This window comes from Bradyrhizobium sp. SRL28 (assembly GCF_018596315.1).
In the GTDB taxonomy this organism is placed as follows: Bacteria; Pseudomonadota; Alphaproteobacteria; order Rhizobiales; family Xanthobacteraceae; genus Bradyrhizobium.
Genome location: NZ_JAHEAG010000003.1, coordinates 641,327 through 666,544, shown reverse-complemented (window position 1 = coordinate 666,544; position 25,218 = coordinate 641,327). Strand labels below are relative to the sequence as shown.

The window sequence follows — 25,218 nt, the reverse complement described above, 5'->3', positions numbered from 1 at the left end:
GCACGCATCGGCTGAGGGGCTATTCTTCGGGTTGGGCCATGGGCGCCGAGAAAAAGCGCTGAACAAACGCAACAGGGAAAATTAACCATACTCACCAAAGGACTATTCCCCGAATTGGCAAACAAAGCGTTTAAGCGCGGGCGCATTGCATCGCCTCCGCCATGGTGAGAACCGGAATTTTCCGCCGCGATGCCGCTGCGAGCGCATGCGCGAGCAAAGCGGGCGAACAGCCATTGGGGCTCGGTCGATCGGTGACGTCGTGGCCGCAGAAAATTAACCATCCGTTATTGGTTTGCGCCTCGTCGATCGCCAGCCGGTGGCCGACCTTTGCCCTTGCCTCTGACAACATCGCGTTCATGGTCTCAACGCTTTCGCAGGATCACGTGATAGTCGCCGTGCCGCACGTCGGTCTTGCCGGGGAGGAACGCGTTCATCACGCGCGCGGCGGCATCGACCAGAGCGGCGAACAGAGGCTTGCGCAGCCGCATCTCCGGATAGCGCGGGCTCTCATACTGCTTGCGGTAGATCATTTGCAGGCCGTGCTGCTCGGCGAACGCCTCCAGGTTGGAAAGCGTGACCAGCGGATGGAACAGCGTCGGGAACGGCGCGTGGCCGGGCAGGCCGGCTTTCTTGTCGCCGCGGACATGGCGGTAGAACCAGACATGGAACCAGTGCGGCGAGTATTTGGTGACGACGCCGGACAGCGATCGCGGATTGGGCGCGCCGATCAGGACCATGCCGTTCGGCTTCAGCGCTTCGTAGAAGTTCAGCAGGGCTGCTTCGACATCCGGCACGTGTTCGATCACGTTGTAGCAGATCACCAGATCGAAGCTGTTGGGCTTGAAGCGATAGGTCTGGATGTCGCCGAGGATAGCCCTGTGCGCGTAGTCGTTGTTGCGGATCTGGTCCTCGTCGATGTCGACCACGGTGACGTGGGCGCGATGCAGCACCTTGAGCGGCAGGAAGCTGGTCGAGCCACCGCCGGCTTCGTAGATCGAGAGCTCCCCCGCAGGCAGCGTCGCTTCGAGGATGCCGTGAACGGTCAAGAGGCTCCGCCGTGCCTCGCCGTGCGCCAGCTCGAGCAGCGCCTGCGGATGCTGAATGGCTTCCGAACGGTCGATCGCCGACTGCGTGGGGTCGATCGTGACTGCCTCGTCCATCGATTTCATCCATTCTGACGTTAGGGTTGCCTTGTTCATTTTAGTTTTCCCAATCGACGCACTGAAAAGCTTTCATCAATGCGTGGTCCGTCTTGTGAACCGACGAATCGAACGGCACGCGGTTGGTGCGCTGGTATTTCCAGTTGCTGCCGATCTCGCGAAAATGCCGGAACGAAAAGTTCCTGGTGCAGAAATACGACGCCCACCAGGAGAAGATCGAATGGACATGCCATTGCGCATGCGTGGGGCATCGACCGGGAACCACCGTCCATTTCGGCAGGCACGCGTTGGCGTCGCGTCGCATCACCAGCCTAGAGAACTGGTAGTTCGGCGGCATGAGAATCGAGAAATCGGTGTGCCGATGGGGAGCCTTGCTCACGCTGTCGCGGATGCCGTCATCGATGCCGATGATCCATCGCCCGCGATATCGGACAAGCCCGGTCCATGATTGTTCGGCGGCTTCGAACACCGACTGTCCCGTCTTCGACAGCACCAGCTCGTCGATGTCGGAGTTCATGACGCTCCGGGCATTCTGCAGGAAGCGCCATCTTGCGTGCTCCCAGGCGCCCAACTGGCAGAAATCGGAATCCCAATGGTCCCAGCTGTTCGCGCCCTGCGGACCGTATTTGAAAGGCCACTCCATCACGACCGAGCATTGGATGCCGGGGACCGACTGGAGTGCCGCGCTCAAGGTCGCGCTGTCGTAGGCGCTGGAGCCGTTGTCATAGATGAGAACGGCATCGGCGCCGTGAATGTCGCGGTTGAATCTCACCCAGTCGAGAATCCATTCGATCGGGTTGTCCTTCGACATCGTGAAGATGACGCGGCGATCCCTGAACATTTCCGACCCGTTCGGCGACACCGAGAACGTGAAGCTTCCCAGTTCGCCCAGTGCCTGGATGGGGCCGGCTTGCTCGGGAATGTCCAGCCACAATTGGGCGTGGCGGTCGAGGTGCCTTGTCCGCGCCTTGCAGGTTCCCGCGCCGCTGATGAAGTTCGTCGCCGCGACCTCGCGCGCGAGGTTGAAGAATGGCGGCGCAAACAGGGCAATCCCTGATTGGCTCACCTGCACCGCGTCGTAGAACAGCGTATTGCTGTCGAAGTCGCGATCGAAATTCTCGCGCCGGAATGCGAGCGGGCGCGTCGCCTCGCGCCGCCTGTCGGTGAAGTCCGACAGCGACACCGGGTTGGTTCGGCAAATGACATGTCGATGGTCGGCTGCAACGACCGGACTTTTACTTGCTAGCCGCATCATGGTTCTCGTGTCGACATGCTGGGTAGCCCCGTGGACGGGGCGGTGATGGACGCGGCCGGGAGATTGCGCCGCGCGGCATAGGCGATCGCGGCCTTCCGCAAGCCGGCGATGTCGAAGGCGAAGGCTGCGGCGACGTAGACGAGGCAGCCGGTTGCGGCCAGCACGCCAAACGAGACGATGCTGATCGGAAGCAGAGGTTTCAGGAACGTCAGCACCAGCGCCATGATCGCCGTCGCCGCGACGATGCGCAGGACCTGGAATGCGTTGAAGGGAAGTGGAAATGCCTTCCGCGTGAGATACCAGCCGAAGCCTGCGCCGAAGGCTTCCACGACGACGAGGCTCGCCGCCGCGCCGACCAGGCCAAATCTGGCAAGCAGGACCGGCATGACCAGCAAGTTCGCGATCAGCATCGCGATGCTCTGCGTCGTCATCATGAACGGCGTCTTGGCGAGATGAAAGCTCGCGTGAATGTAGGATTGGGAAATTGACTGAAACAGCCAGGCAAAGGCCAGGATCGGTATGATCTGCGCCGCGGTCTCCCTGAACTCGCTGCCAAGGATCACGCCGGCGATATAGCTGCTCGTCAACGCTACGCCGACGACGGCGGGCAAGACGGCGGCCAGCAGAATTTCGAGGCTGAATTCCAGATGCGGTCGCGCCTTGGAGGCGCCACCGATGGCGTAGGCGCGCACCGCCAGCGGGATCGTTGCGGACGCGATGCTCACCGCCGGGATCAGGATGATCTGCCGGACGAGATCCGCGGACGCGCCGTACTGGCCGGCCGCGTGGTCGCCCAAGAAATGAAACACCAGCATCCGGTCGAGAGCTGCGTGGATCGCAAAGAAGATGCCCGACAGCGTGATCGGAATACCGAAGCCCGCAAACGTCCGCAGATCGGAAATCCTCGGTCCGGCGACAGGGGATTGCAGGATCGTGCTCGCAAACAGCGTCGTCGTGACGAAATAGGTGACGGTCACCATCGCGAGCTGGCACAGTCCGCCGCCGCCCAAAAGCGCCGCGGCCAGACACAGCGTGAACGCCAGGCAGGCGCGAATGATCGACGCCGTCATGAACGCGAACGATTGCAGCCGCGCCTTCAGCAGTTCCTGTCCCAGTTCGAACAGGCCGAGCCCCAGCGCAAAGAAGATTGCCGCGAGATTTCGCTCCAGCGATACCGACGTCGTCAGCGTGGCAACAAGGAGTGCGACGGGCGCGGCGAGGGCGGAGATGAGATAGGCGACGAAGATGGTCTTCCTGACGTCGACCGCGCCGCCTTCCGACTGGAAACGCAGGGCAGAGACGCGAACCCAGGTGAACAGCAGCGCCGAGACGATACCCGCGGTGCTCAGACCGACGACGTAGACGCCATATTCTTCGGGCGAGAGCAGGCGCGTGAACACGACAGCGCTCAGCAGGCCGATAGCGGCCGATACGACGCTCGCAACCGAATAATGGAACGTTTGGCTGAGCATTAAACTTTCGGCAATGGGTTCAGGGTTAACGACACGTTGCAATTCATCTCGACAAATCTGCCGGGAGGCTCGCCGTTATCAGGCGCAATCCTCCCGCAGTGCCCATGGAGCAAGATCGGTGCCGGACCGACGCAATGCGTGCTGCGGTGCGTCGGCGTGGTTAACTTGCCGGTTTTCTGTGCTTTCTTGCGGGGAAGGCACCGGCGCGCGCGGGATCGGACGTTTGCGGTACATCCCGATCTGTCGACCGTGTCCGCATTTGTGACACGCGGATGCCGCTGCAATTCCGCGGTAACCATGGCGGAAGCGCCGTTCGGCTGTGTGCTCGCGGTGGACTCGATATTGCAAAGCCGATCAGCGCAATCGTCGACGCCGTCGGCGATCGGATTTCCGATGACCATTTGGTTAGATTTTCGACGAAAACTCTTTCTGCAAGAAAGCTGGCTCTGAGCCTCCTCTTCGTTTTGGTACAGCAGACCTGTCCGGCCTGTATCCTTTTGCGACGGGAATGACGGAGATCGCTCGCAGGCTGCATACGAGGACAGGCAATGTTTCGAAATGATCCAAGGCCGCGCAAAGCATTCAGCGCGAAGCGCTTGGTGCTGTTTCTGGCGGCTTTCGTGGTGACCGTGCTGCTGCTGGCGCATGTCGACAGCAACGCCGCCTCGCGCGCCGTTTCCACCCAAGCGAAGTTCGCAGGCGCCTTTGTCAATTGGGGTCCGATAGGTCGCGAGCATACGCTGCAGACGTGGGAAAAATGGCTGAAGCAGAAGCCGTCCACGGTGCTGGGCGTCGACTTCTATGGCCAGACGACCTGGGAAGATTTCTCCAGATTGAGCTGGGTTCCTGGCGTCTGGAAGAAGCTCAACCCCGCGCGCAACGTGGTGTGGTCGATCCCGCTGACAATGAAGGGGACGCCTCTCGCCGACGTTGCCGATGGGCTCCACGATGCCGAATTCGAAGCGGCGGCGCGGGCGATTTCGGAGACGCATCCGCAGGCGATCATCCGGCTCGGCTGGGAGATGAATCTGGCTGAGATGGCGTGGTTCGCCAAGGGACATGAAGCCGAATACATCAAGGCATTCCGGCGCGTCGTGGAAATATTCAGGCGCCACTCTACAGGCTTCAAGTTCGACTGGTGCCCGGGGTGGGGGCCGCAGGAAATGCCGGCAGACCTCAGCTATCCCGGCGACGACGTCGTCGACTACATCGGCCTCGACGTCTACGACTTCAAGCATGAGGGCACGCCTGAGGAACGCTGGAACACGTTCTACGTCAAGGCGCCATTCGGTCTGGAATGGCATCGCGACTTTGCGCGTCTGCACGGCAAGCGGATGAGTTACCCCGAATGGGGCGTCGGCAATGCCGGCGACAATCCGTTCTTCATTCAGCAGATGCACGACTGGTTCATGAAGAACGAAGGCAGCATTGCCTACGCCGCCTATTTCGACGTGGATGGCGCCTGGCCCACCCAGATCGACAACGGCCAGTTTCCGAATTCGCAGCGCTTGTTCCGAAAGCTGTTCAGCCGCTGATCTTCAGCGCGGATTAACCCCGTCCATTAACCGTCGTCTGAGTTGGCTGCTTCACGCCTCGCCACCGGACCGAATATTGCACCACTGCGCGCGTAGCGTTCGCCAAGGCCGGATTAATCCGGAGTGAACGACCTTATCGAGACGGAAATGTCCCGGGATTACGCCGGCAATCCCGTTTCGGGACGATGAGACATATTCGTGAACGACCAGAGTTTCATGGCAGAGATTTCGACCAGCGATCTCCGGATGGACGGGCCTGATCCGTCGGTCACGGCTCTGCGCGCGCTGGTGGCAATTTCGCCGGCACTCGATCCTACGATCGAAATCGTCGTTTGCATCCCCTGTTTCCGGCGGCCTCAGTACCTGCGCCGGACACTGGAGTCGCTTGCCGCTCAGCGCACCAGCCGCCGCTTCGCCATCGTCATGGTGGAGAACGATGCGTCGAAGAGCGAGAGCGTCCCGGTTGCCACCGAGTACCTCGCGTCGGGGAAATTCGCAGGACTATGCGTGATCGAGCCGCGGCAAGGCAATTGCCATGCGATCAACGCCGCCTTCGAGACGGCGCTGCAGGTGTTTCCGATGGCAGGCAGCTTGTTGATGATCGACGATGATGAAATCGCATCGCTGGACTGGCTGGAGCAGATGATAGGGACTGCCGACGCGACCGGCGCCGACATCGTCGGTGGACCGGTATTCCCCGAATTCGATGACGCACGAAAACGCGGCTTGCGGCGCCACCCCGCGTTTGCACCGGCCTACGACGCCTCAGGCCCCGTGCCGGTGATCTATGGCTGCGGCAATTGCCTGATCCGGCGCTCGGTGTTCACCCGGTTGGGCATGCCGGCATTCGACCTTCGTTTCAATTTTCTGGGCGGCGGCGACACCGATTTCTTCTACCGCTGCATGAGGCTCAGCTTGCGCTTTCATTGGGTGGCCGAAGCCGTAATCTCAGAGACCGTGCCGCAAAGCCGCACCAGCCTGAAATGGCTGGTGATGCGCGGCCTGCGGATCGGCGCGATCAATTATCACGTCCAGCGCAAGGCGACGCCGACGACCTGGTTGCAGGCAAAGCTGACTGCCAAATTGCTGGCGGCCTTGCCGCTTTCTTTTGTCTATGCCGTGTGCGCGCTCTTGAGCGAGCGTAAAGGGACCATTGCCATGCATCCCGTCGCTGTGGCGATCGGCAGCGCGCTGGCGGCGTTCGGCCTCGAGCCGGAACCCTACAAGGCGTCGAAGATCGTCTCATGAGCCAGATCGTCGACGCATCCGAAATCCGTGAGCTGGCCGCCGGGATCGAGCGCCAGCAGGTGATGGATATCGTTCGCGGCGCGACGTTCGTTGGCACGCTGCTGCTGGGCTGGATATCGCTGCATCCGTTTGAAAGCCTCGGCGATATGCAGATCGGCGACGTCGGCACTGGAAACGAGCTGGCGACTTATGCCGTTTTCGGGGCCTTGAGCGTGCTGACGGTTGCGCTTGCCATGCGAAATGACGTGCGGGGACTGGCGACCTTGTTGTCGTCGGCGTTTGTCCTGTTCGGCGCCTGGCTGCTGGTTACGGTCGTGCTGTCGTTCGATCCAGGGACGTCGATCAAGCGTCTTTCCTTGACCGTCTGCGTTGTTGCGGTCACCGCAGCCTTGATGCTGCTGCCAAGGTCGCAGCAGGAATTGATGCATTGGTTCACGATCGCGGCGCTCGCATTGCTGGCGATCTGCTATCTCGGCATATTGCTGGCCCCGGACCTTTCGATTCATCTGGCGAGCGATCCGCAGGAGCCCGGCCTTGCCGGCAACTGGCGCGGCGCGTTCGGCCACAAGAACCAGGCCGCGGCCATCATGGTGATGGTGCTGTTTCTCGGCGTCTATGTCATCCGCTCCGGCCTATGGCTATCGGGAGCCGCGATCATCGCGCTGGCCTCGCTGTTCCTGCTGTATTCGGCCGGAAAGAGTTCGCTGACCCTGTGCTTTGCGGTGTTGTTGCTGACGTCGGTAACGTCAGTCATCCGCTCGTTCTGGCTTCGCGCGATCATACTGCTCACGCCGCTGCTATTGCTGAATTTGCTGAGCGTCGGCACGGTGATGTTTGAGGGGCTCGCCGGAATTTCCAAACTGCTGCCGTTCGATTCGACATTCACCGGCCGCACCGACATCTGGGCGTTTGCGCTGCAGTCGCTCCAGGCGCGATTGCTCACCGGCTATGGCTTTGCGTCGTTCTGGGGCAGCAGCGCGATTCAGAACCTGCCGGAAGGCAAGGAGTGGGCCGGCTTCGCCGCACACAGCCACAATGGTTATCTCGACACCGCGCTGGGCATGGGCGTTCCCGGGCTTCTCCTGCTCATCCTGGTGCTCGTGATCGTGCCCTTGAAGAATTTCCAGCGGGCGGACGAGGGCGGCAACAGCGGCCCGCTCGCCATGATGCTGCTGCGGATCTGGCTGTTCGGACTCTATCTGTCGGCGATGGAAAGCTTCTTCCTCGACCGTTCCGATCCCCTGTGGTTCACGTTCCTGCTGGCGATATTCGGCCTGCACTATCTCGCGCGGTTCCGCGCGCAAGCCTGAGGCTCAGAGCTGCGCCCGCACCACTTCGGCGACGTCCTTCCACCAGTCGTCGAAATCAAACGGCAAAGGCACCAACGGCCGCTTGACCACCGCGGCGATCCGGTCGGCAAAGGCATCGTTGTCCGAACCGCGCGCGACCAGCACGATGGCACCGCGGTCGATCAGTTCCTTGAAGCGCGGATGATGGTCGAATTCCTCCGGCAGCACGGGACCCGCGACGATCAGCGGACGGCCGGATTGCACGCAGGTGAGAATGCTGGAGCGCCGCGCGGTGAGCCCTTCGTCGAGCGGATAGCAGAATACGTCGATCTCGCTGAACAAGCCGAAGACTTCGTGATCGGAAGCGACGAAACCGGAAACGATCACGTCCCCGGCGAGGTCGAGTTCTCTGGCGCGGGCATGAAATTCCTCCTCGACCCTGTCGACGCCGCGAATGAAGGAGCCGATATAGACGATCAGCGGCTTGAGCCCGCGTTGCTTCAGAATCGCGCCGATCTCGAGCAGCGCGTTGGGCTGCTTGCCCGGATAGATCGATCCGAAATGACCGATCAGCAATCGCCCGTCACCTTTCGCGGTGATGAGACGATGCCGCAATTTCGAATCGTCAATTGCCGCCGGGGCCTCGATATTCGGTGGCAGCGGCGCCAGCACGCTCTTTTTGGCGGTCCAGCCGAGCAGGGGATCGTTCGCCAGCTCGCGCCGCACCAGCGGCGAGAACATGATGATGGTGTCGGCCAGCAGCAGCGCCGGCATATAGGTGATGCGGCGCAACCAATGCAGCCCGTTCCATTCGTGCTGGATCAGGACGACCTTGCGCCGGCGCAGCCGGGCGATCGCCATCGCCGCGAGCGGCGCGAACATTACGCGCTTCCAGGCCACGATCGGGAAGTTGCAGACCACGCTTTGCGCTGTGCCGACCGCGCGCCAGATCTCGGCGAGCGAACCCTCAGTCTGCGTCAGCGTTAACGTTGCGCTGGTTCCAGGCTCGAGCTTTTCGATCGTCTCCTGCAACAGCCGGGTGAACTGGCCGACGCCGCAATGCATCTGCGGTCCAGCGCCGAGAAACAGCGCCCGATATCGGGTTTCTCCAGTCATCGTGCGGCGGCGGGGTTTCCAGGAACGGTTGGCGTTAGCCATACATCCCAGACATTAGCTTCCGGTAAGCGGCGGCGTCCGCCCGGCACCGTTCTTGCCAATCCGACCATGAAGATCGTCCGGCCGTCTCATAACGGGACATCGGGCGGGTATTGCAATGGCGGCAGGCCGCGATTTCGGGACAGCCGGAATAGGCGGCGGCCAGGCAACGGAAGCAGGAGCGCGGCGATGACGGGCAAAATCTTCAGCAGATGGGATGAGACGCATTCCGAGCTTTGGAGCCATCAGCCGATCCGGCTCGAACACGAGATCCACAAATCGCCAGCGTTCTCGATGGACGATCTCGCGCAGCTGATCGAAAGCTATCCGCGCGAGCACTACAGCCTGGTCAAGACCGGCGCCAAGGGATCCAGCCGCGTGTGGCGCGAGGGCGATATCGGTAACCTCTCCGGCCGGCAAGTCATCGAAGCGATTTCCCGCGGCGGCCTCTGGCTCAACATGCGCAATGTCGGTTCGGTCGATAGCCGTTACCGCAAGCTGATCGACAGGATGTTCGGGGAGATTGCGGCCAAGGTTCCTGATTTCGTGGTGCCGAACCACCAGGCCGGCATTCTGGTCTCCTCGCCGGACGCGCAGGTCTATTATCACGCCGATTTGCCGGGGCAGGGCCTGATTCAGATCGCCGGCCGCAAGCGGGTCTACGTCTACCCAAACACCGCGCCGTTCATCAAGCCGCAACACCTCGAGGACATCGCGCTGTTCGACGTCGAGGTCGATCTGCCCTACGCGCCCTGGTACGACGGGCATGCGCAGGTGTTCGACCTCGAACCCGGCCAGATGCTGAACTGGCCACTGAATGCGCCGCATCGCGTCGAGAATCTCGGCACTGTCAACATTTCCATGACGGTATCTTACGGCAACGACGATATCCGCCGCGCCCAGATCGTTCACCTCGCCAACGGCCTGCTGCGTTATCGCTTCGGCTACACGCCGAAGACCAGCAATCTGCGCGGGCCGTCCTTCTTCGCCAAGAAGGTGCTGCAGAAACTCGTGCGCGACAGCAAGTGGGTCAAGCGCGAGCGCAACGCCCGCCGCGCGATCGATTTCCGTCTCGACGCCACTGAGCCCGGCAGGATCGTCGATCTGCCGAAGGCGGCATAAATCGCAACGCCGATGACGGTGCTGACAACCAGTGCGGGGCAATTGGCGGCGCGGTCAACAGGCCGCGCGGCCGGATTCCGCGTCGAGTTACTTTGCGACTGGCAACAGGCCGTCGCGCACTGGCATGACATCAGCCCGTCGACGCCGTTCCAGCATCCGCAATGGTATGACGCGTGGTACGCCGCCTTCGCCGGTGCCGAGGGCGTGGCGCCTTTGATCGCGATCGTAACAGATGCATCAACCCGTGAGCCGGCGATGCTGCTGCCGCTGATCCGGCGCCGCCAAGACAAGATCGCAACCGTCGAATTCGCCGATCTCAATCTGACCGACTACAACGCGCCGATCCTGGGCAGCGCCGCGCCGCGTGATGCCAAAGCGATGCGCGCGCTGTGGCGCAGCCTGCTGTCGGCGCTGCGCCGCATGCCTGAGGCGGCCGATCTCATCCGCCTTCGCAAGGTGCCCATCGATCTCGACGGCAAGCCCAACCCGCTCGCCCTGCTCGACACCGGCGGTCCGTGCTTGCTCAACGGCAATCTCGTCACCACCGGCGAGGATTACGACGCCTGGCGCTACACGCTGCAAAAAGTCGTGCGCACGGAGCTGCAACGGAGCTGGCGCGTCTTCACGCGCGATCCCGCCGCATCCTTTGCGATCGTCACCGATACCAGTGAAGCGTTGCGGATTCTCGCGACCACCGAGGTTCAGCAAGGCGCGCGGATGCAGAGCCTCGGGCGGAACTACATCCTCAATGATGATGCCTGCGCAGCGTTCTACCGCAACCTGGTGCGCGATGGCGTCGGCAATGGCTATGCGCTGGTCTCGGCGCTCACGGTCGGCGACGAGATCGTGGCGACGCTGCTCGGCATCAGGACCGGCTCGCGCTTTGTGATGATCCGCATCAGCAATGCCGGCGAGAAATGGTCGAACTGTTCGCCGGGCCGGCTGGTCATCGAGCGCACTATGGCCGCCCTGCACAAAGACGGCGTGCGCGAGTTCGATTTCTCTGTGGGCAATTACGCCTACAAACGCCGCTTCGGCGTGGCGCGGTTGCCACTGATCGACATCAGCGCCGCCTTGAGCTGGCGCGGATGCCGCTACGGCCTGCACGACCATATGGTGCGCGCAGTGCGCAACCATCCGCGGCTCGATATTTGGCTGAGACGCGCGCTCGGTAAGCCGTTGTCGCACGAAGAGAATTGACGCGTTGTGGCTGGAGTTCCACAGCGGTGCAAATCTGTCACACATGCTGGGATAGTGGGGACGTTCTCGCTGTGTTCGCGAGAGTTCATGATCGCCTGCGCGCCTGAGGCGTATGCTTCGCCTCGGGTCAGGGCCTACGGGTGAATGCTTTCTTGGGTGTATTTGGGGAGAGCCAACATGCCAGCCTACATCCATCATCACGACGACATCGAGCCGGGCTTCGTCATCTGTCCGAGCTGTGTGGGGCTCGAAATGTACGTGCGCGACGTCGAGCCGCATTGGAGCATGGCGAAGATCGACTTCACCTATGAATGCGCCGACTGCGGCGCCGAAGTTCGCCAGACCATCGTGAAGCCGCAACTGCGGCATTAGCTTGGGGAATCCGTAGGGGGGCAAGGGCGCATCGCGCCGTGCCCACCTTCCTTCGCAAAGTAAACGGGGATGGTGGGCACGCGCTTTGCGCCCACCCTACGCAGCAGCTCTAAACCTGTCGCACCACGCCCGGCTTGCCAGGATCGCACTCCAGCGCGTCGCGATCCCACTTTGCTGATATTGCCGCGGCCTCATAGGTGCTTTGCAGGAAATCGAGCAACGCCTCGTCGGGATTATCAGCCGTGCGCACGGCGTCGTAGGGCAGGATGAATTCGCCCAGCGCTTCGCTGAAGAAGGCCGTATCGGGGCGCACCTTCGCTGCGCGGAAACCTGGTGGCTCGGGATAGGCATAGGAATAGAACGCAGGATAATCGATCGCGCCACCGCCTGGCCAGAAGCCGGCGCTGCTGACTTCGTGTGAATAGGCCTCATGGGCAACCGCATCAGGCAAATTCGGTACGCCGCCGGGATGACGCGGCGCGCGACGGCCCGAAAAGCGCGTCACCGCGAGATCGAAACTGCCCCAGAAGAAATGCACCGGGCTCGCCTTGCCGAGAAATCCCGTGCGGAATTGCTTGAAGACGCGGTCGCAGTTGACAAGGATTTGCAGGAAGCGCCCGACGGCATCGGGATCGTAGGAGGCATGTGTAGTGTCCAGCGAGAACCGCACCGGATCGGGCAGTTCGTTCGGCATCTCGTCGATGGCAACGGCAATGCCGAGTTCGGCAAGCGCCGCTATGGTGGCGGCGTAGAAGCTGGCGACGGAATGACCCGCCAGCGCAAAGTGCCGCTGCGTGCCATCGCTGGTCGAGATGCGCAACCGATGGTCGACGAAATCGAAATCGATCTGGAACGTCCGCGTGCCGTCGGGCACTGGCGATGTCGTCAATCCGCGCGACGTGACGTAGAGCGTCACGTGCCAGGAATGATTAAGCCAGGGCGATTTGGTCAGCCGGATCTTGCCGATGATCTGGGTCCAGAGCTGCAGTGTCGCACAGGTGTCACGCCACGCCGCGGTCGGCAATTCCGGCCACGGGCCTTGCGAATTGTTGCTCATGCCAGAACCCTGCGCGTGCCTGCTGTGAAGGCAGAAGGCGTAGCACGAATTCACGGAGCCTTTAAAAATCGCGGCTCACGATTTCGTGCAGTCGGGGCATCGTCGCTGTCCGCGCGAGGCGCGGTAGAGGCTCCTGCACCACCAGCGCCGCGCCATGGCCTGCAGCGGCCGGCGTGCCAGTTGAGCGATAAAGAGAATTTCGACCATCACTGAATTCATCGTCTCCTGCGGAGACAGATATGGCGGCATTCCCGAATGAGAATGCCGCCCATATCGTATCAGCCATGCAGTTTGTTCGCGGTCTCCGCGATCACGCGTCCTTGATAGCGCGCGCCGGCGAGTTCGTTTTCGCTCGGCTGGCGGCTGCCGTCACCGCCGGTGATCGTGGTCGCGCCGTAGGGCGCGCCGCCGGTGACCTCGTCGAGCTTCATCTGGCCGGCAAAGCCATAGTTCAGGCCGACGATGGTCATGCCGAAGTGCAGCAGGTTGGTGATGATCGAGAACAGCGTGGTTTCCTGTCCGCCGTGCTGGGTCGCCGTTGACGTAAAGGCGCCGCCGACCTTGCCGTGCAAGGCACCCTTGGCCCAGAGGCCACCGGCCTGGTCGAGGAAGTTCGCCATCTGCGACGCCATCCGGCCAAAGCGCGTGCCGGTGCCGACGACGATCGCGTCGTAGTTCGCAAGATCCTCGATCTTGGCGATCGGTGCAGCCTGGTCGAGCTTGTAATACGAAGCTTTCGCGACTTCGTCGGGCACCAGTTCCGGCACGCGCTTGATGTCGACGGTGGCGCCGGCTTTGCGCGCACCTTCTGCGACGGCATTCGCCATCGCCTCGATGTGACCGTAGGCGGAGTAATAGAGCACGAGTACTTTGGCCATGATGGCTTTCCTTTTGGTTTGCAAGACGTGTTGTTTGTTTTCAGGTGTCATTGCCGGGCCTGACCCGGCAATCCATCGCCTTTGAAAGAATCTTCGCGAAGCGAGATGGATGGCCGGGACAAGCCCGGCCATGACGGGGAGGGGTGTCGTCGTTGCGCTACGCCGCGTCGACCAGCACCAGTTCGGAATCTTCCAGCGCGGTAATCGTCAGCTTCGCCTCGTTGCGGATCGCGGCGCCGTCGCGGGCGTTGACGCGCACGCCGTTGACTTCGACGCTGCCGGCCGCCGGCACCAGATAGAGGTGACGTGCCTTGTGCGGTTCGTATTCCGCGCTCTCGCCGGCCTTCAGCGTGGTGGCGAGCACCCGCGCATCGGCCCGGATCGGCAGCGCATCCCTGTCGCCGTCAATGCCGCTGGCGATGGTCACTAGCTTGCCGGAGCGATCCGACTTCGGAAACGGTTTCGCGCCCCAGGTCGGCTGGCCGCCCTTCGTGGTCGGCTCGATCCAGATCTGGAAGATCTTCGTCTTCGAAGGTTCCAGATTGTACTCGGAATGACGAATGCCGCTTCCGGCGCTCATCACCTGCACGTCGCCGGCTTCGGTGCGGCCCTTGTTGCCGAGCGAGTCCTGGTGCGTGATCGCGCCTTCGCGGACATAGGTGATGATTTCCATGTTGGCGTGCGGATGGGCGGGAAAGCCGGAGTTCGGCGCGATCTCGTCATCGTTCCACACCCGCAAGGAGCCATGGCCCATATTATCGGGATCGTAATGGCTGCCGAACGAGAAGTGGTGCTTTGCTTTCAGCCAGCCGTGATCGGCGCTGCCGAGTTTTGCAAAAGGTCTGAGTTCGATCATGGGATATTCCTTCGTTGAAAGTTTTTTGAATTGGGCGACCGGGTGCCATGCACCCGGCCTCGTTTGATTGAATTACGCGCCGAAGCCGCCATCGACGTTGAGCACCGTGCCGGTCACGAACGAGGCTTCGGGGCTTGCGAGGAACAGCACGCCGGCGGCGATTTCTTCCGGCTTGCCGAAGCGCTGCAGCGCGTGCTGCTTGCGCTGGAGGTCGGCAAAATCGCGGTCGTCGTCCGGGTTCATGTCGGTGTCGATCGAACCCGGCTGCAGCACGTTGACGGTGATGCCGCGGGGGCCGAGGTCGCGCGCTGCGCCCTTGGTGTAGCCGACGACAGCAGCCTTGGTGGCGGCGTAGTCGGCGAGGCCGGGGAACGAGGCGCGGGTCGCGATGTCAGAGCCGATCGTGACGATGCGGCCGCCTTCACCCATCAGCTTCGCCGCCGCGCGGATCGCGGTGATGACGCCATCGACATTCACGGCGCTCTGCCGGGCCAAAGCCGCGGTGTCGGCGTTGGGATCATCGACCGCACCGCCAACGGCAACGCCGGCGTTGTTGACGAGGATGTCGAGCCGGCCGAAATCCTTGGCGACGTTCTTCACCAGTTGATCGACGTCGACGGAGGAGGCCTGGTCGGCCTTGTAGGCGCGGGCGTTGACGCCCTTGGCCTTCAGCTCGGCGACGACGGCTTCCGCCTTCGCAGGGGACGCCACATAGCTGATGGCGACGTTGGCGCCTTCTTCTGCGAGGGCGCGGGCAGACGCCGCGCCGATGCCGCGCGAACCGCCGGTGACGAGGGCTACCTTGCCTGAGAGCTTCTTGGTCATTGGGTTTCTCCGTTGCTCGAATTCCGATGGCCATTGGATATGCCGTCGGACGTGGTATAGAAATAGAAACTATTGAAACTCATTGTTTCCAAAAACGAGCCTTGAAGGCGATCCGAATGTCGAAACTCCCGGATTTCGAAGCCCTCGCGATTTTCGCAAAAGTCGTGGAGTTGCGGTCGTTTGCAGCAGCCGCGACCGAACTGGCGCTGTCCAAGGCCACCGTGTCCAAGGCGGTCAGCCGGCTGGAGCAGCGGCTCGGCGCGCGGCTGTTCAACCGCACCTCGCGGCGGCTGGCGCTGACCGATGCCGGGCAAAAACTGGCCGAACGCGCGGCGCAGTTATTGGTCGATGGCGAGGCGGCGGAAAACGAAGCGTTGTCGCAATCGATGGCGCCGCGCGGGCTGGTGCGGCTCGCGGTGCCGATGACGTTCGGCGTGAAGGCCGTGGCGCCGATATTGCCGGAGTTTCTTGCGGCGTACCCGGAAGTCTCGATCGACCTGCATCTGAGCGATGCGACGGTCGATCTGATCGGCGAGGGTTTTGATGCCGGCCTGCGCATCGCGCGGCTGCCTGACTCCTCGCTGATCGCGCGCCGGCTCTGCGCAATGCCGCGCTACACCGTGGCGGCGCCATCCTATCTGAAGCGCCACGGCAGGCCGACGCATCCGATGCACCTCGCCCAGCACAAGTGCTTCGGCTACGCCTATCTCTCCACACCCGGCGTCTGGCACTACACCAACGCGGCCGGCGAGCAGGCGAGCGTCCGGCCCGCGGGCCAGCTCCGCGTCAACAATGGCGAGGCGCTGTTGCCGTCGGTCATCGCCGGCCTCGGCATCGCCGACCTGCCGGACTTCATCGTCGGGGATGCGATTGCATCCGGCGAAGTCGAGGTGATCCTGAAAGGCTGGCACCAGCCGGAAGGCGCCGTGCATCTGGTCACCCCGCCCGGCGGCCCGCGGCCCGCACGCGTCGAAGTGCTGGCGGATTTTCTGGCGAAGCATTTTGCGAAAGCGAAGAAGCGGAAATAGTCCCGTACGGTGGGCAAAGCGAAGCGTGCCCACCGCCGATACGTACGGCCGGAAATTCGCTGAACGCACACAATGAGCACCAACGCCCGCAAGATGGTGGGCACGCTGCGCTTTGCCCACCCTACGATTTGAGGTTAGGCTGCCTCCAACAACCAAAACAAAATCACCGGGGAGAAACTACCAATGAACCGCCGCGAACTCCTGAAGGCCGCCGCCGCATTGCCGCTGGCGCACGCCGCGCTCTCCAACGCCACCTTCGCGCAAAGCCCGTACCCCTCGCGCAACATCACCATGATCGTGCCATTCCCGCCCGGCGGCCAGGCCGATCTCGCGGCGCGGCCCGTTGCGCAGGCGCTGGAGCGGATCCTTGGCAAGCCCGTGATCGTCGACAACCGCGCCGGGGGTGGTGGCGGATCGGTCGGCAATGCGGCGGCGGCGCGCGCCGAGCCTGACGGCCACACGCTGTTGATGACGCTGTCCTCGCTCGCCGTATTGCCCGAAGCCGACCGGCTGTTCGACCGCCCGGTGTCGTATGAGGTTTCTCAGTTCGCGCCGATCGCGCGCGTGCTCGCCGATCCCACGCTATTGGCCGTGCCGGCGTCGGCGCCGTGGAAGACACTGCAGGACCTCGTCGACGACGCCAAAAAGCGTCCCGGGCAAATTCCCTATGGCTCGTCCGGCCCCTACGGCACGCTGCATGTGGCGATGGAAATGTTCGCCGCGAGCGCCGGCATCAAACTGCTGCACGTGCCGTTCCGCGGTGCCGGCCCCGCGTTGACCGCACTCTTGAGCGGCACCGTGCAGGCGGTGGCTTCCGCGCCGGGGACGCTGAAGCAGCAGGTCGATGACGGCAAGATGCGCGTGCTCGCCAACTGGGGCGCGGAGCGCATCAAGAGTTTCCCTGATCTGCCGACCTTCCGCGAGCTCGGCTACAAGGACGTCGAGTTCTACATCTGGGCGGGATTGTTCGCGCAAGCAGCGTTGCCGGCGCCGATCATGACGCAACTGCGCGAAGCGATGGCGCAAGCGGTGAAAGCTCCCGAGGTGGTCAAGACCTTCGAGACCGCCGGCAGCCCGGTCGCTTATCTCGACGCGCCGGAATTTTCAAAATTCGTCGCTGAGGACAGTGCGCGATTGGTCGCCGCGGTGAAGAAGATCGGCAAGGTGGAATAGCGGAACCCGCTTCACATTTTTTTGTTTGCACCAACGTCGCGTGGCCGCATTCATTCTGCAGGCTGAACGCCGCCGCCGCGCGGAGTTCCGCGTTAGTTTTGAAATCGAAAAGAAAGGACTTGATCCATGCAAACGCAGCGGATTGTCCTCAGCCTTGCCGTCGCGATCGGCGCAGCCGGAGTGAACGCTCCCGCGTCGTCGCAAGAGTATCGCGGAACCTGGGAACAGCAGATGGCCTGCACACCCGACGTCTGGCGGCTCTGCGGCGACCAGATCCCCGATGTCAGCCGGATCGTGGCCTGCTTGCGACAGAACACGCCGCAGCTCTCCAGCAATTGCCGAGCGGTATTCGAATCGAGCGCCGAGCAGCAACAGGCCAATCGCGCGCCGGCGCAGCGCGTGCCGCAGCAGACGGCGCCACGTGGCCGAGCGCCGCAACAAATGCAGCCGCAGGCCGTGCCGCCGCGGCCGATGCAGCCTCCGCCCTATTATGAAGAAGACAATTAGGCCACGGCTTCGCGCTCGGCCCGGATTTCGCAGACGTCGACCCATTCGGCTCCGGTCAGCTCCGCCATGCGTGCCGGCGTGATTTTTACCGCGCTGTGCGTCGAGCCTGCGGCCGGCACCACGACGTCGAACGCCTTCAGCGACACGTCGCAATAGACCGGCAGCGGCGTCTTCAATCCGAACGGACAGACGCCGCCGACCTCGTGGCCGGTGATCTCGGCGACTTCCTCGAGGCCGAGCATTTTCGGCTTTCCGCCGAACAGCGCCTTCACCTTCTTGTTGTCCATCCGCGACGTGCCGGCGGCTACGATCAGCACCATACGCTCGCCGATCCGCAAGCTCAGCGTTTTTGCGATCCGCGCCGGCTCGACGCCATAGGCTTCGGCGGCCAGCGCGACGGTGGCCGAACTCATCTGGGATTCGATCACGGAGATATCGGGCGCCTTTTCTGCGAAGAAGGCGCGGACGGACTCAAGACTCATTTCAGGACCTTTGGGCAGACACCAGGGCGGGGAGCTCGGCGAGGCCGTGGATGCGATGATCGGGCACGACGCCGAGTTCATCCATCTGGGTACGCAACGCCCAAAACATCGTCAATGGCGGCAGCGTCTCGCTTTCGAGGCAGGCCAGCGCCATCGCTTCCGGCGTCACCCGCTCGATCCAGGCGACGTTGAGCCCGAATGCCTTGGCGCCGCAGGCGTCCCATGGATTGGCGGAGATGAACAGCACCTCGGCGGGCGGCACGTGCAGCGTCTCCTCGATCAGCATGTAGGCTTCGGGACTTGGCTTGAAAATCTTCCTGGCGTCCACGCTGATGACCGCATCGAGCAGTTGGTCGAGCCCGCTGTTGCGCACCAGCGCGTCGAGCATGCCGGGGCTGCCGTTGGACAGGATCGCGAGCTTGCGATCCTTCATCGCCGAAAGCGTCGCAAGCGCATCCGGATAGAGATCGAGATGCAGATATTTGTCGATGATGCGCGCGAAAGTCTCGTCGTCATATTCGAGCCCGAGGCTATCAAGCGTGTAGGCCAGCGAGTCGCGCGTCACTTCGGAGAAATCCCGGTAGCGCCGCATCAGCGAGCGCAGCCAGGTGTATTCGAGCTGCTTGATGCGCCAGACCTGGGTGATGATTTCACCATAGCCGGGAAACGCATCCTCGGTAACGTCGGCCACCGACTGGACGTCGTAGAGCGTTCCATAGGCGTCGAACACAACGGCTTTGATGGTCACGGTTGTTTCTCTTTTCCGCCGATGGTCGCATACAGGAATTTCTGCACGGCGTCGACCGATCGATCCCGCGCCTCCTCGTTGAATTCGAGGTGATGGCCCAGGAGCTTCTGGGGCGTGCGGAAATGCGGCACGTCGAAATCATGATAGGCGCCGGGATAGACGGTGATCTCGATCGGAAACCCCTGGCCCTTCTCGCGCGAGATACCCCAGTCGTCACGGCCTTCGGCGAGGTTGCGGCACTCGTTGGCCGGCGTCCAGTCGTCGAGCTCACCGATCAGGATCAGCGTCGGCACGGTCATGTTGCCCTTGAGGCCGAGGCAGGGCGGATAGAAGCCGATCGCCGCGCGGAATTTTTCCTTGGCGCTGCGTTCGATCTGGCTGCGCTCGACCGAGAGCAGCGCCAGCAGGGCGCCTTGCGAAAATCCCACCACAGCCACACGATCCGGGTCGACCGATGACTTCCCGACAAGGAAATTCAGCGCGCGATACGCATCATACAGGGTCTGTGGCGGCAGTCCGCCGGTGCAGGCGTTCGTGATGCCACGCGTGCCGAACCGGTCGATGGTCAGCGTGACGTAGCCCCACTCCGCAAGCAGCTTGCCCCAGCGCTCATCGATCCCTCGCCAATCGCCGCCGCAGCCGTGCAGCAAGATGACCGCGGGCGAGGGGCCGGGGCCATCGGGCAATCGCAGGTAACCCTGCAACGCCTGCGGGCCCGCCAGCGCCAGCGGGCTTTCGAATTCGACAAGGCGTGGCGGTCTGTCGGCCGCTGGCGCAAGGTTCACTCCGGCGCCCCAGACCGGGAGCGCGACGAGCAGGGCGACCATTCTGGCGAAGTTCGTCATGGACCACCTCGCGACTGCGCCGCCGATGATACTCCTTTAGATCCCCAAAATCTTCCTTGCGTTGGCCTTCAGCACCTTTGGCCGGATTTCCTCGCGGATGTCGAGCTTGGCGAAATCCGCCAGCCAGCGGTCCGGCGTGATCACCGGCCAGTCCGAGCCGAACAGCATCTTGTCCTGCAGGATCGAGTTGATGTAGCGCACGAGGATCGGCGGAAAATATTTCGGCGACCAGCCGGAGAGGTCGATATAGACGTTCGGCTTGTGCGTCGCGACCGACAGCGCCTCTTCCTGCCACGGGAAAGAAGGATGCGCGAGGATGATCTTCAGGTCGGGGAAGTCAGCCGCCACGTCGTCCATATACATCGGGTTGGAATATTTCAGCCGCATCCCCATGCCGCCGGGCATGCCCGAGCCCACGCCGGTCTGTCCGGTGTGAAACAGCGCAATCGCGCCGCCGTCATTGATCGCTTCATACAGCGGATAGGCCATACGGTCGTTGGCGTAAAAACCCTGCATGGTCGGATGGAATTTGAAGCCGCGGACGCCGTATTCCTCGATCAGCTTGCGCGCTTCCCGCACGCCAAGCTTGCCCTTGTGCGGATCGATCGAGACGAAGGGGATCAGGACGTCGAGATTGTCGGACGCGACTTCCAGCATCTCGTAATTGTTGTAGCGGCGGAAACCGGTCTCGCGCTCGGCGTCGACCGGGAAGATCACGGCCGCGATATTCTTGGAGCGGTAATAGGCCGCGGTCTCCGGCACGGTCGGCGGATGCTTGTGCGGCGATTTGAAATAGTCGGCCATGCGCTCCTGGAAATCGTCATAGCCGTCGTCGCCGTGCATGCCGCAGGGTTCTTCCGCGTGCGTGTGGATGTCGATCGCGACGACTTTCTCGATATCGGGCAGTTTGAGCTTGGGCATCTGGGCTTCCCCGGCGCTTGATTTTTGGGTCTGGAAAATTGATTATACTATATAACAAATTCCGCAAGACGGCAGAAGCAAAAGAGCAAGAACAGGGAGCGTGGCATGGCGCAAGCGGAGGCCTTCGAGACCGATTTCTGGAAAGACGCCAATCTGCGAAAGGTCTGGGACGACATTGTTCCCGGCGAGCCGCGCAAGACCATTCCCTACACGCTGACCAAAGAAGCCATTGAGCTGTACTGCAAATCCGTCGGCGAGGATCATCCGATCTATTTTGACGAAGCCTATGCCAAGACCACCCGCTATGGCGGGCTGATCGCGCCGCCCTCGATCCACATCCTCCTGATGTTTTCCTGCACGCCAGCCGACGACTGGATGCGTTCGCCGGGAACCGTCAATGCCGGACAGTCCTGGAGCTACAACATCCCGGCGCGCCCCAACGACGTCATCACCTTGCAGGCCCGCGCGCTCGACAAGTTCATCAAGCGCGAAAGGCTGTTCGTGGTGCACGACAATGTCTTCTTCAATCAGAAGGGTGACGTAATCTGTTCCGGCCGGGGCTGGACGATTCGGCCGATGTGAGAGAGGAGCGATCAATGACCGCTACGTTCGACAATCTCTCCGCCGGTGACATCATCGACGGCCCGAAATTCGCAGTCTCACGCGAATCCATCCGCCTGTTCTGCGATGCCTCGCTCGACTACAACCCGCTGCATCTCGACGACAACTACATGAAAGGCAATTTCGGCAAGACCAATTTCGGCGGCATCATCATGCACGGCATGAACAATTTCGGCCTGATCTCGCGGATGATCACCGATTGGGCGTGCCCCGCCGGTGCGGTCCATCGACGGCTGGAGACGCGGTGGGTCAAGCCGGTCCGGCCCGGCGATACCATCCAGCCATCGGGAATCATCAAGGCCAAGCAGAGCACTGAAAAATCCCGCTGGGTGTTGATCGACGTGGTGGTGAAGAACCAGGCGGGCGAAAAGGTCGCGACCGGCGAGGCCCTGGTCGAATTTCCGCGCGACCTGTTTTGCCAGTGATTCCGCAGGGTTCTTTCGAACGTCGGTACTGTTGACGGTAAGCGCGCGACAAAATGCCGGGTATCGATCTACCCAGCGTTAGGTCCGGAACGGGACAGATGGAGCCGAAAACGGCCCCATTCGGATTGACATCCGCGCCTGCGATGGCTTAGAAACCGCCCCGTCCCGGGCGGTTGGCCGCTTTCGGGAAAAATCCCATTTTGCCACTTTCGGGTAGCTCAGGTTCGGCCTTCAACACGGCCTTTCAAAGCATCAGGATTGTCCCATGAAGGTCCGTAACTCGTTGAAATCGCTGCGTGGTCGCCACCGCAACAACCGTCTGGTCCGCCGCAAGGGCCGGGTTTACGTGATCAACAAGGTGCAGCGCCGCTTCAAGGCCCGCCAAGGTTAAGTCGCCAAGGCTAAGCCGCCAAGCTAAGCCCTGGGCGCTGAGCCAGCTTTTTTTCCTCGTTTCACATGTCTTTGACGACGTGCCGCTTTGCGGCGCGATTTTGCGCGTCTAGACTTGTCCCATGGCTTTGAGATTCCCAGGCGCCCGTAACTGCCGGATTGTGGTCCTCGCCGCTGTCATGACAGCCGTGCCGGCGGCCGCTTTTGCCCAGAACAACACCCAGGTCGTTCCCCCGCCGAAAGCGCAGAAGAAGTTGCCGGAAGCGCCGAGCAAGCTTCCCAATGTCGGCGCCGACCGCACCCGCGGGCTGGATTTCCTGTTCGGCGCATTGAAGGCCGCCCCCGATGAAGCCAGCGCCAAGCATGTCGAGGCGCGGATCTGGGCGCTGTGGATGAAGACCCCGAGCGACACGGCTGCGCTGCTGATGCTGCGCGCCAAGGCCGCCATGGATGCGCAGAAGGCGGACGTCGCGCTGAAACTGCTGGATGCCGTGGTCAAGCTGCGCCCCGATTATGTCGAGGCATGGAACCGGCGCGCGACGCTGTATTACCTGAAGAACGACTACACCCGTTCGCTGGAGGACATCCGGCAGGTGCTGATCCGCGAGCCCCGGCATTTCGGCGCGCTGGCAGGCCTTGGCATGATCATGCAGGACATCGGCGACGAAAGGCGCGCGCTGGAAGCGTTCCGCAAGGCGCTGGCCGTCAATCCGCATCTCGAAAAGGTGCCGGAACTGGTCAAGACCCTCACCGAGAAGGTCGAAGGCCGCGATATCTGATACGGGCATGGTCCGGCCCGAGGGGCCGCGTCAACGCAAAAGCCGACACCGATAAGATCACGCGCAATCAAAGGGATCGCGGTTAACCTGGATTCCCGACGCTTTTGCTTCAGGCGGGAGCGTCGCGCCGCCAAAGCGCTATTATTGGCTGACTGCGTTACAGGATCGAGCCATGAAATCATTGCTGCTGGCCGGCAACCGCGCGACCGGCAAATGCGAGATCGTCACGAGCAATCCCGTCATCAACGCCCAGGTCGGTGGAAATATCTGGTTCGGAACCGGACCGTATAAATCGAACGACGACGCCAAGCTGGCCCGTTCGACCATCCGCAGCTGCCCGGCGGTGGAAGAACCGCCCGCAGAGACGCCGGATAACGAGGACAAATCCAATTAGAGCCTTTTTCGAGCCGTTTCGCGTCAGGACAACGCGTCGACCCAAAAGGTTCTAATGTACAGCGTTGCTGCCGCGCGCCATGCCGTCGAGGCCTACCGCCGCGTAGAACTGCGCCAGTTCGGCCTCGAGCTGCTCGTTTACCCGCAGCAGGGCCTTGAGTGCGCCGCGGATGTCGCCATTGCAACTCGCTACGATCTGATCGATGGCGGCTTCGCTTGCGTCGGAAATCATGGGTACTTCTCCGATTTTACGCTGGAACAACTTGTAGTGAGCGCCCCTGCTCCTGTGGATGTTGGGTAAAGTGACGCGCCCGACTAGCCCCCTAATCAGGCACGCGCACACATGGCGAAAGTGGCAGCGGCACTGTACAAATCTGTACGTGACATCACTATGACCCCGCTATCCACAGAAGCAGAGCCCTGTGGACAACCTCCGAAACCTGCTCCCATCCGGGCCGTAGCTCGCTGGTGCAGAAAATCAGCCGGAAAACCTCGATGGTAGTGGTGATTTTCGTGGCGGCGCTGGTGGTGCTGGCGCTGGTCACGCAAGCCGGCGTTTTGCTTGCGCAGCGGGCCCATCCGGCCCAGGGCAGCATGGTCGAGGTGGCGGGTGGAACCCTCCACATCCTCGATATCGGCCCGCGCGATGCGGCCGGTCCGCCGATCGTGATGCTGCATGGGGCGAGTTCCAATCTCGAGGTGATGCGGCAGCCGGTCGGGGAGCGGCTTGCCCGAAAGCATCGCGTGATCCTGATCGATCGTCCCGGGCATGGCTGGAGCACCCGCGCCCGCCTGGAGGACTCGACGCCCGAAATTCAGGCCCGCATGATCGAGGAGGCGCTGGCAAAGCTCGGCGTTAACAGCGCGATCTTTGTGGTGCATTCCTGGGCCGGCGCGCTGGGGGCGCGTATCGCGCTGGATTACCCGCAAACCGTGGCTGGTCTCATCATGCTGGCGCCCGTGGCCTATCCGTGGCCCGGCGGCGTCGGGCGTTACAACAGACTGATCGCCACGCCGATGATCGGCCCGCTCTTCGCCTACACCATCACGCTGCCGCTCGGCCTCGTGCTGGCGGAACCGGGTGCGCGCGGCGTGTTCCTGCCGCAGACGATGCCGGACGGCTTTGTCAAAAACACCGCAACTCCGCTGTTGCTGCGGCCGCGCGAATTCATCGCCAATGCAAGGGATCTGGTGACGCTGAAAGCGGCGGTCGCCGAGCAGGCGCCGCGCTACGGCGAGATCAAGGCGCCGGTCACCATCATCACCGGCGAGGCCGACAAGACGGTGTCGACCAATATCCACTCACGGCCGTTCGCGGCTACCGCGCCGAACGTAAAACTTATCGTGCTGCCGGGCGTCGGCCACATGATCCAGCAGGCCGTGCCCGATCTCGTCATTGCGGAAGTGGAGGCGATGATATCAGGGACGGCGCCGGGTGCGGCGGCAGCGGCGGGCCATTGAGGCGTGCGCGAGCCCGGCTTC

General features: G+C 62.4%; 30 protein-coding genes. 15 read left to right on the top strand and 15 right to left on the bottom strand.

Annotated features, from left to right (window positions below; genetic code table 11):
* Nucleotides 1-130: 130 nt before the first annotated feature.
* The 4 genes from KIP88_RS11185 to KIP88_RS11170 are packed head-to-tail and all read right to left on the bottom strand — an operon-like array spanning nt 131 to nt 3,887.
* Nucleotides 131-358 carry a hypothetical protein gene (locus KIP88_RS11185; protein WP_214487921.1) on the bottom strand — a complete coding sequence of 76 codons (228 nt, stop codon included), beginning with the start codon at nt 356-358 and terminating at the stop codon, nt 131-133.
* Between the two features lie 4 nt (nt 359-362).
* On the bottom strand, nt 363-1,199 hold the full coding sequence (locus KIP88_RS11180; protein ID WP_249790671.1) for a bifunctional 2-polyprenyl-6-hydroxyphenol methylase/3-demethylubiquinol 3-O-methyltransferase UbiG: 837 nt from the start codon (nt 1,197-1,199) through the stop codon (nt 363-365).
* Nucleotide 1,200: 1 nt separating this feature from the next.
* Nucleotides 1,201-2,412, bottom strand: coding sequence for a hypothetical protein (locus KIP88_RS11175; protein WP_214487920.1), 1,212 nt, complete (start codon nt 2,410-2,412; stop codon nt 1,201-1,203).
* Nucleotides 2,412-3,887 carry a lipopolysaccharide biosynthesis protein gene (locus KIP88_RS11170; RefSeq protein ID WP_214487919.1) on the bottom strand — a complete coding sequence of 492 codons (1,476 nt, stop codon included), beginning with the start codon at nt 3,885-3,887 and terminating at the stop codon, nt 2,412-2,414. The genes KIP88_RS11175 and KIP88_RS11170 overlap by 1 nt, the downstream gene beginning before the upstream one ends.
* A 548-nt stretch (nt 3,888-4,435) precedes the next feature.
* On the opposite strand from KIP88_RS11170, the gene KIP88_RS11165 reads away from it, so the two are divergent.
* The 3 genes from KIP88_RS11165 (at nt 4,436) to KIP88_RS11155 (ending at nt 7,980) form a co-directional block, all read left to right on the top strand.
* Nucleotides 4,436-5,422, top strand: a complete 987-nt coding sequence (locus KIP88_RS11165) for a glycoside hydrolase family 26 protein (RefSeq protein WP_214487918.1) — start codon at nt 4,436-4,438, stop codon at nt 5,420-5,422.
* A gap of 246 nt (nt 5,423-5,668) precedes the next feature.
* Nucleotides 5,669-6,670: a glycosyltransferase family 2 protein gene (locus KIP88_RS11160; RefSeq protein WP_249790720.1), complete on the top strand. Its 1,002-nt coding sequence runs from the start codon at nt 5,669-5,671 to the stop codon at nt 6,668-6,670.
* On the top strand, nt 6,667-7,980 hold the full coding sequence (locus KIP88_RS11155; RefSeq protein WP_214487917.1) for an O-antigen ligase: 1,314 nt from the start codon (nt 6,667-6,669) through the stop codon (nt 7,978-7,980). The genes KIP88_RS11160 and KIP88_RS11155 overlap by 4 nt, the downstream gene beginning before the upstream one ends.
* 3 nt (nt 7,981-7,983) lie before the next feature.
* Here the strand turns inward: KIP88_RS11155 and KIP88_RS11150 are convergent, their stop codons facing one another.
* The gene (locus tag KIP88_RS11150; RefSeq protein WP_214487916.1) at nt 7,984-9,075 is read right to left on the bottom strand and encodes a hypothetical protein; all 1,092 of its coding nucleotides are present in this window, start codon (nt 9,073-9,075) and stop codon (nt 7,984-7,986) included.
* A 228-nt stretch (nt 9,076-9,303) separates the two neighbouring features.
* Between KIP88_RS11150 and KIP88_RS11145 the strand changes: the two genes are divergently transcribed.
* From KIP88_RS11145 to KIP88_RS11135, 3 genes are all read left to right on the top strand, one after another.
* A complete protein-coding gene (locus KIP88_RS11145) occupies nt 9,304-10,236 on the top strand; it encodes a cupin-like domain-containing protein (RefSeq protein WP_214487915.1) in 933 nt (310 codons plus the stop codon).
* Nucleotides 10,237-10,248: 12 nt separating this feature from the next.
* Nucleotides 10,249-11,436, top strand: coding sequence for a GNAT family N-acetyltransferase (locus tag KIP88_RS11140; RefSeq protein WP_214487914.1), 1,188 nt, complete (start codon nt 10,249-10,251; stop codon nt 11,434-11,436).
* A 177-nt stretch (nt 11,437-11,613) separates the two neighbouring features.
* The gene (locus tag KIP88_RS11135; protein ID WP_212417900.1) at nt 11,614-11,808 is read left to right on the top strand and encodes a hypothetical protein; all 195 of its coding nucleotides are present in this window, start codon (nt 11,614-11,616) and stop codon (nt 11,806-11,808) included.
* 109 nt (nt 11,809-11,917) lie between these two features.
* Here the strand turns inward: KIP88_RS11135 and KIP88_RS11130 are convergent, their stop codons facing one another.
* The 5 genes from KIP88_RS11130 to KIP88_RS11110 form a co-directional block, all read right to left on the bottom strand.
* Entirely contained in the window at nt 11,918-12,865 is a 948-nt protein-coding gene (locus KIP88_RS11130; protein WP_214487913.1) for a DUF5996 family protein, read from the bottom strand.
* Nucleotides 12,866-12,926: 61 nt separating this feature from the next.
* Nucleotides 12,927-13,151 carry a hypothetical protein gene (locus KIP88_RS11125; protein ID WP_214487912.1) on the bottom strand — a complete coding sequence of 75 codons (225 nt, stop codon included), beginning with the start codon at nt 13,149-13,151 and terminating at the stop codon, nt 12,927-12,929.
* Complete coding sequence (wrbA, locus tag KIP88_RS11120; RefSeq protein ID WP_214487911.1) at nt 13,144-13,743, bottom strand: NAD(P)H:quinone oxidoreductase; 600 nt, start codon at nt 13,741-13,743, stop codon at nt 13,144-13,146. The genes KIP88_RS11125 and wrbA overlap by 8 nt, the downstream gene beginning before the upstream one ends.
* Before the next feature lie 157 nt (nt 13,744-13,900).
* Nucleotides 13,901-14,599 carry a pirin family protein gene (locus KIP88_RS11115; RefSeq protein WP_214487910.1) on the bottom strand — a complete coding sequence of 233 codons (699 nt, stop codon included), beginning with the start codon at nt 14,597-14,599 and terminating at the stop codon, nt 13,901-13,903.
* Nucleotides 14,600-14,671: 72 nt separating this feature from the next.
* Nucleotides 14,672-15,424 carry an SDR family NAD(P)-dependent oxidoreductase gene (locus KIP88_RS11110; RefSeq protein WP_214487909.1) on the bottom strand — a complete coding sequence of 251 codons (753 nt, stop codon included), beginning with the start codon at nt 15,422-15,424 and terminating at the stop codon, nt 14,672-14,674.
* A gap of 116 nt (nt 15,425-15,540) precedes the next feature.
* On the opposite strand from KIP88_RS11110, the gene KIP88_RS11105 reads away from it, so the two are divergent.
* From KIP88_RS11105 to KIP88_RS11095, 3 genes are all read left to right on the top strand, one after another.
* Nucleotides 15,541-16,452, top strand: a complete 912-nt coding sequence (locus KIP88_RS11105; protein WP_214487908.1) for a LysR family transcriptional regulator — start codon at nt 15,541-15,543, stop codon at nt 16,450-16,452.
* 183 nt (nt 16,453-16,635) lie between these two features.
* Nucleotides 16,636-17,625, top strand: coding sequence for a tripartite tricarboxylate transporter substrate binding protein (locus KIP88_RS11100; protein WP_214487907.1), 990 nt, complete (start codon nt 16,636-16,638; stop codon nt 17,623-17,625).
* Nucleotides 17,626-17,751: 126 nt separating this feature from the next.
* Nucleotides 17,752-18,132, top strand: a complete 381-nt coding sequence (locus KIP88_RS11095) for a hypothetical protein (protein WP_214487906.1) — start codon at nt 17,752-17,754, stop codon at nt 18,130-18,132.
* On the opposite strand, the gene KIP88_RS11090 is transcribed toward KIP88_RS11095, so the two are convergent.
* Genes KIP88_RS11090 through KIP88_RS11075 form a run of 4 tightly spaced genes read right to left on the bottom strand, consistent with a single transcriptional unit; the run spans nt 18,129 to nt 21,128 of the window.
* On the bottom strand, nt 18,129-18,614 hold the full coding sequence (locus tag KIP88_RS11090) for a YbaK/EbsC family protein (RefSeq protein ID WP_214487905.1): 486 nt from the start codon (nt 18,612-18,614) through the stop codon (nt 18,129-18,131). The genes KIP88_RS11095 and KIP88_RS11090 overlap by 4 nt on opposite strands.
* Nucleotide 18,615: 1 nt before the next feature.
* Nucleotides 18,616-19,362 carry a haloacid dehalogenase type II gene (locus KIP88_RS11085; protein ID WP_214487903.1) on the bottom strand — a complete coding sequence of 249 codons (747 nt, stop codon included), beginning with the start codon at nt 19,360-19,362 and terminating at the stop codon, nt 18,616-18,618.
* On the bottom strand, nt 19,359-20,207 hold the full coding sequence (locus KIP88_RS11080; RefSeq protein WP_214487902.1) for a dienelactone hydrolase family protein: 849 nt from the start codon (nt 20,205-20,207) through the stop codon (nt 19,359-19,361). Before KIP88_RS11080 ends, KIP88_RS11085 begins: the two co-directional genes overlap by 4 nt.
* 36 nt (nt 20,208-20,243) lie before the next feature.
* On the bottom strand, nt 20,244-21,128 hold the full coding sequence (locus KIP88_RS11075; protein WP_214487901.1) for an amidohydrolase family protein: 885 nt from the start codon (nt 21,126-21,128) through the stop codon (nt 20,244-20,246).
* Between the two features lie 105 nt (nt 21,129-21,233).
* Between KIP88_RS11075 and KIP88_RS11070 the strand changes: the two genes are divergently transcribed.
* From KIP88_RS11070 to KIP88_RS11050, 5 genes are all read left to right on the top strand, one after another.
* The gene (locus tag KIP88_RS11070) at nt 21,234-21,710 is read left to right on the top strand and encodes a MaoC family dehydratase N-terminal domain-containing protein (protein ID WP_214487900.1); all 477 of its coding nucleotides are present in this window, start codon (nt 21,234-21,236) and stop codon (nt 21,708-21,710) included.
* A 14-nt stretch (nt 21,711-21,724) separates the two neighbouring features.
* Nucleotides 21,725-22,174, top strand: coding sequence for a MaoC family dehydratase (locus tag KIP88_RS11065; protein ID WP_214487899.1), 450 nt, complete (start codon nt 21,725-21,727; stop codon nt 22,172-22,174).
* A 265-nt stretch (nt 22,175-22,439) separates the two neighbouring features.
* Nucleotides 22,440-22,565 (top strand): type B 50S ribosomal protein L36, encoded by a 126-nt coding sequence (ykgO, locus tag KIP88_RS11060; protein WP_002718645.1) that lies wholly within the window; start codon nt 22,440-22,442, stop codon nt 22,563-22,565.
* Nucleotides 22,566-22,743: 178 nt separating this feature from the next.
* A complete protein-coding gene (locus tag KIP88_RS11055) occupies nt 22,744-23,343 on the top strand; it encodes a tetratricopeptide repeat protein (RefSeq protein ID WP_374226444.1) in 600 nt (199 codons plus the stop codon).
* 148 nt (nt 23,344-23,491) lie between these two features.
* Nucleotides 23,492-23,737, top strand: coding sequence for a hypothetical protein (locus KIP88_RS11050; protein ID WP_374226454.1), 246 nt, complete (start codon nt 23,492-23,494; stop codon nt 23,735-23,737).
* A gap of 51 nt (nt 23,738-23,788) precedes the next feature.
* Here KIP88_RS11050 and KIP88_RS11045 read toward each other — a convergent pair whose 3' ends face one another.
* A complete protein-coding gene (locus tag KIP88_RS11045; RefSeq protein ID WP_212417885.1) occupies nt 23,789-23,968 on the bottom strand; it encodes a hypothetical protein in 180 nt (59 codons plus the stop codon).
* A 263-nt stretch (nt 23,969-24,231) separates the two neighbouring features.
* Between KIP88_RS11045 and KIP88_RS11040 the strand changes: the two genes are divergently transcribed.
* Nucleotides 24,232-25,197 carry an alpha/beta fold hydrolase gene (locus KIP88_RS11040; RefSeq protein ID WP_214487897.1) on the top strand — a complete coding sequence of 322 codons (966 nt, stop codon included), beginning with the start codon at nt 24,232-24,234 and terminating at the stop codon, nt 25,195-25,197.
* The last annotated feature ends 21 nt before the right edge of the window (nt 25,198-25,218 follow it).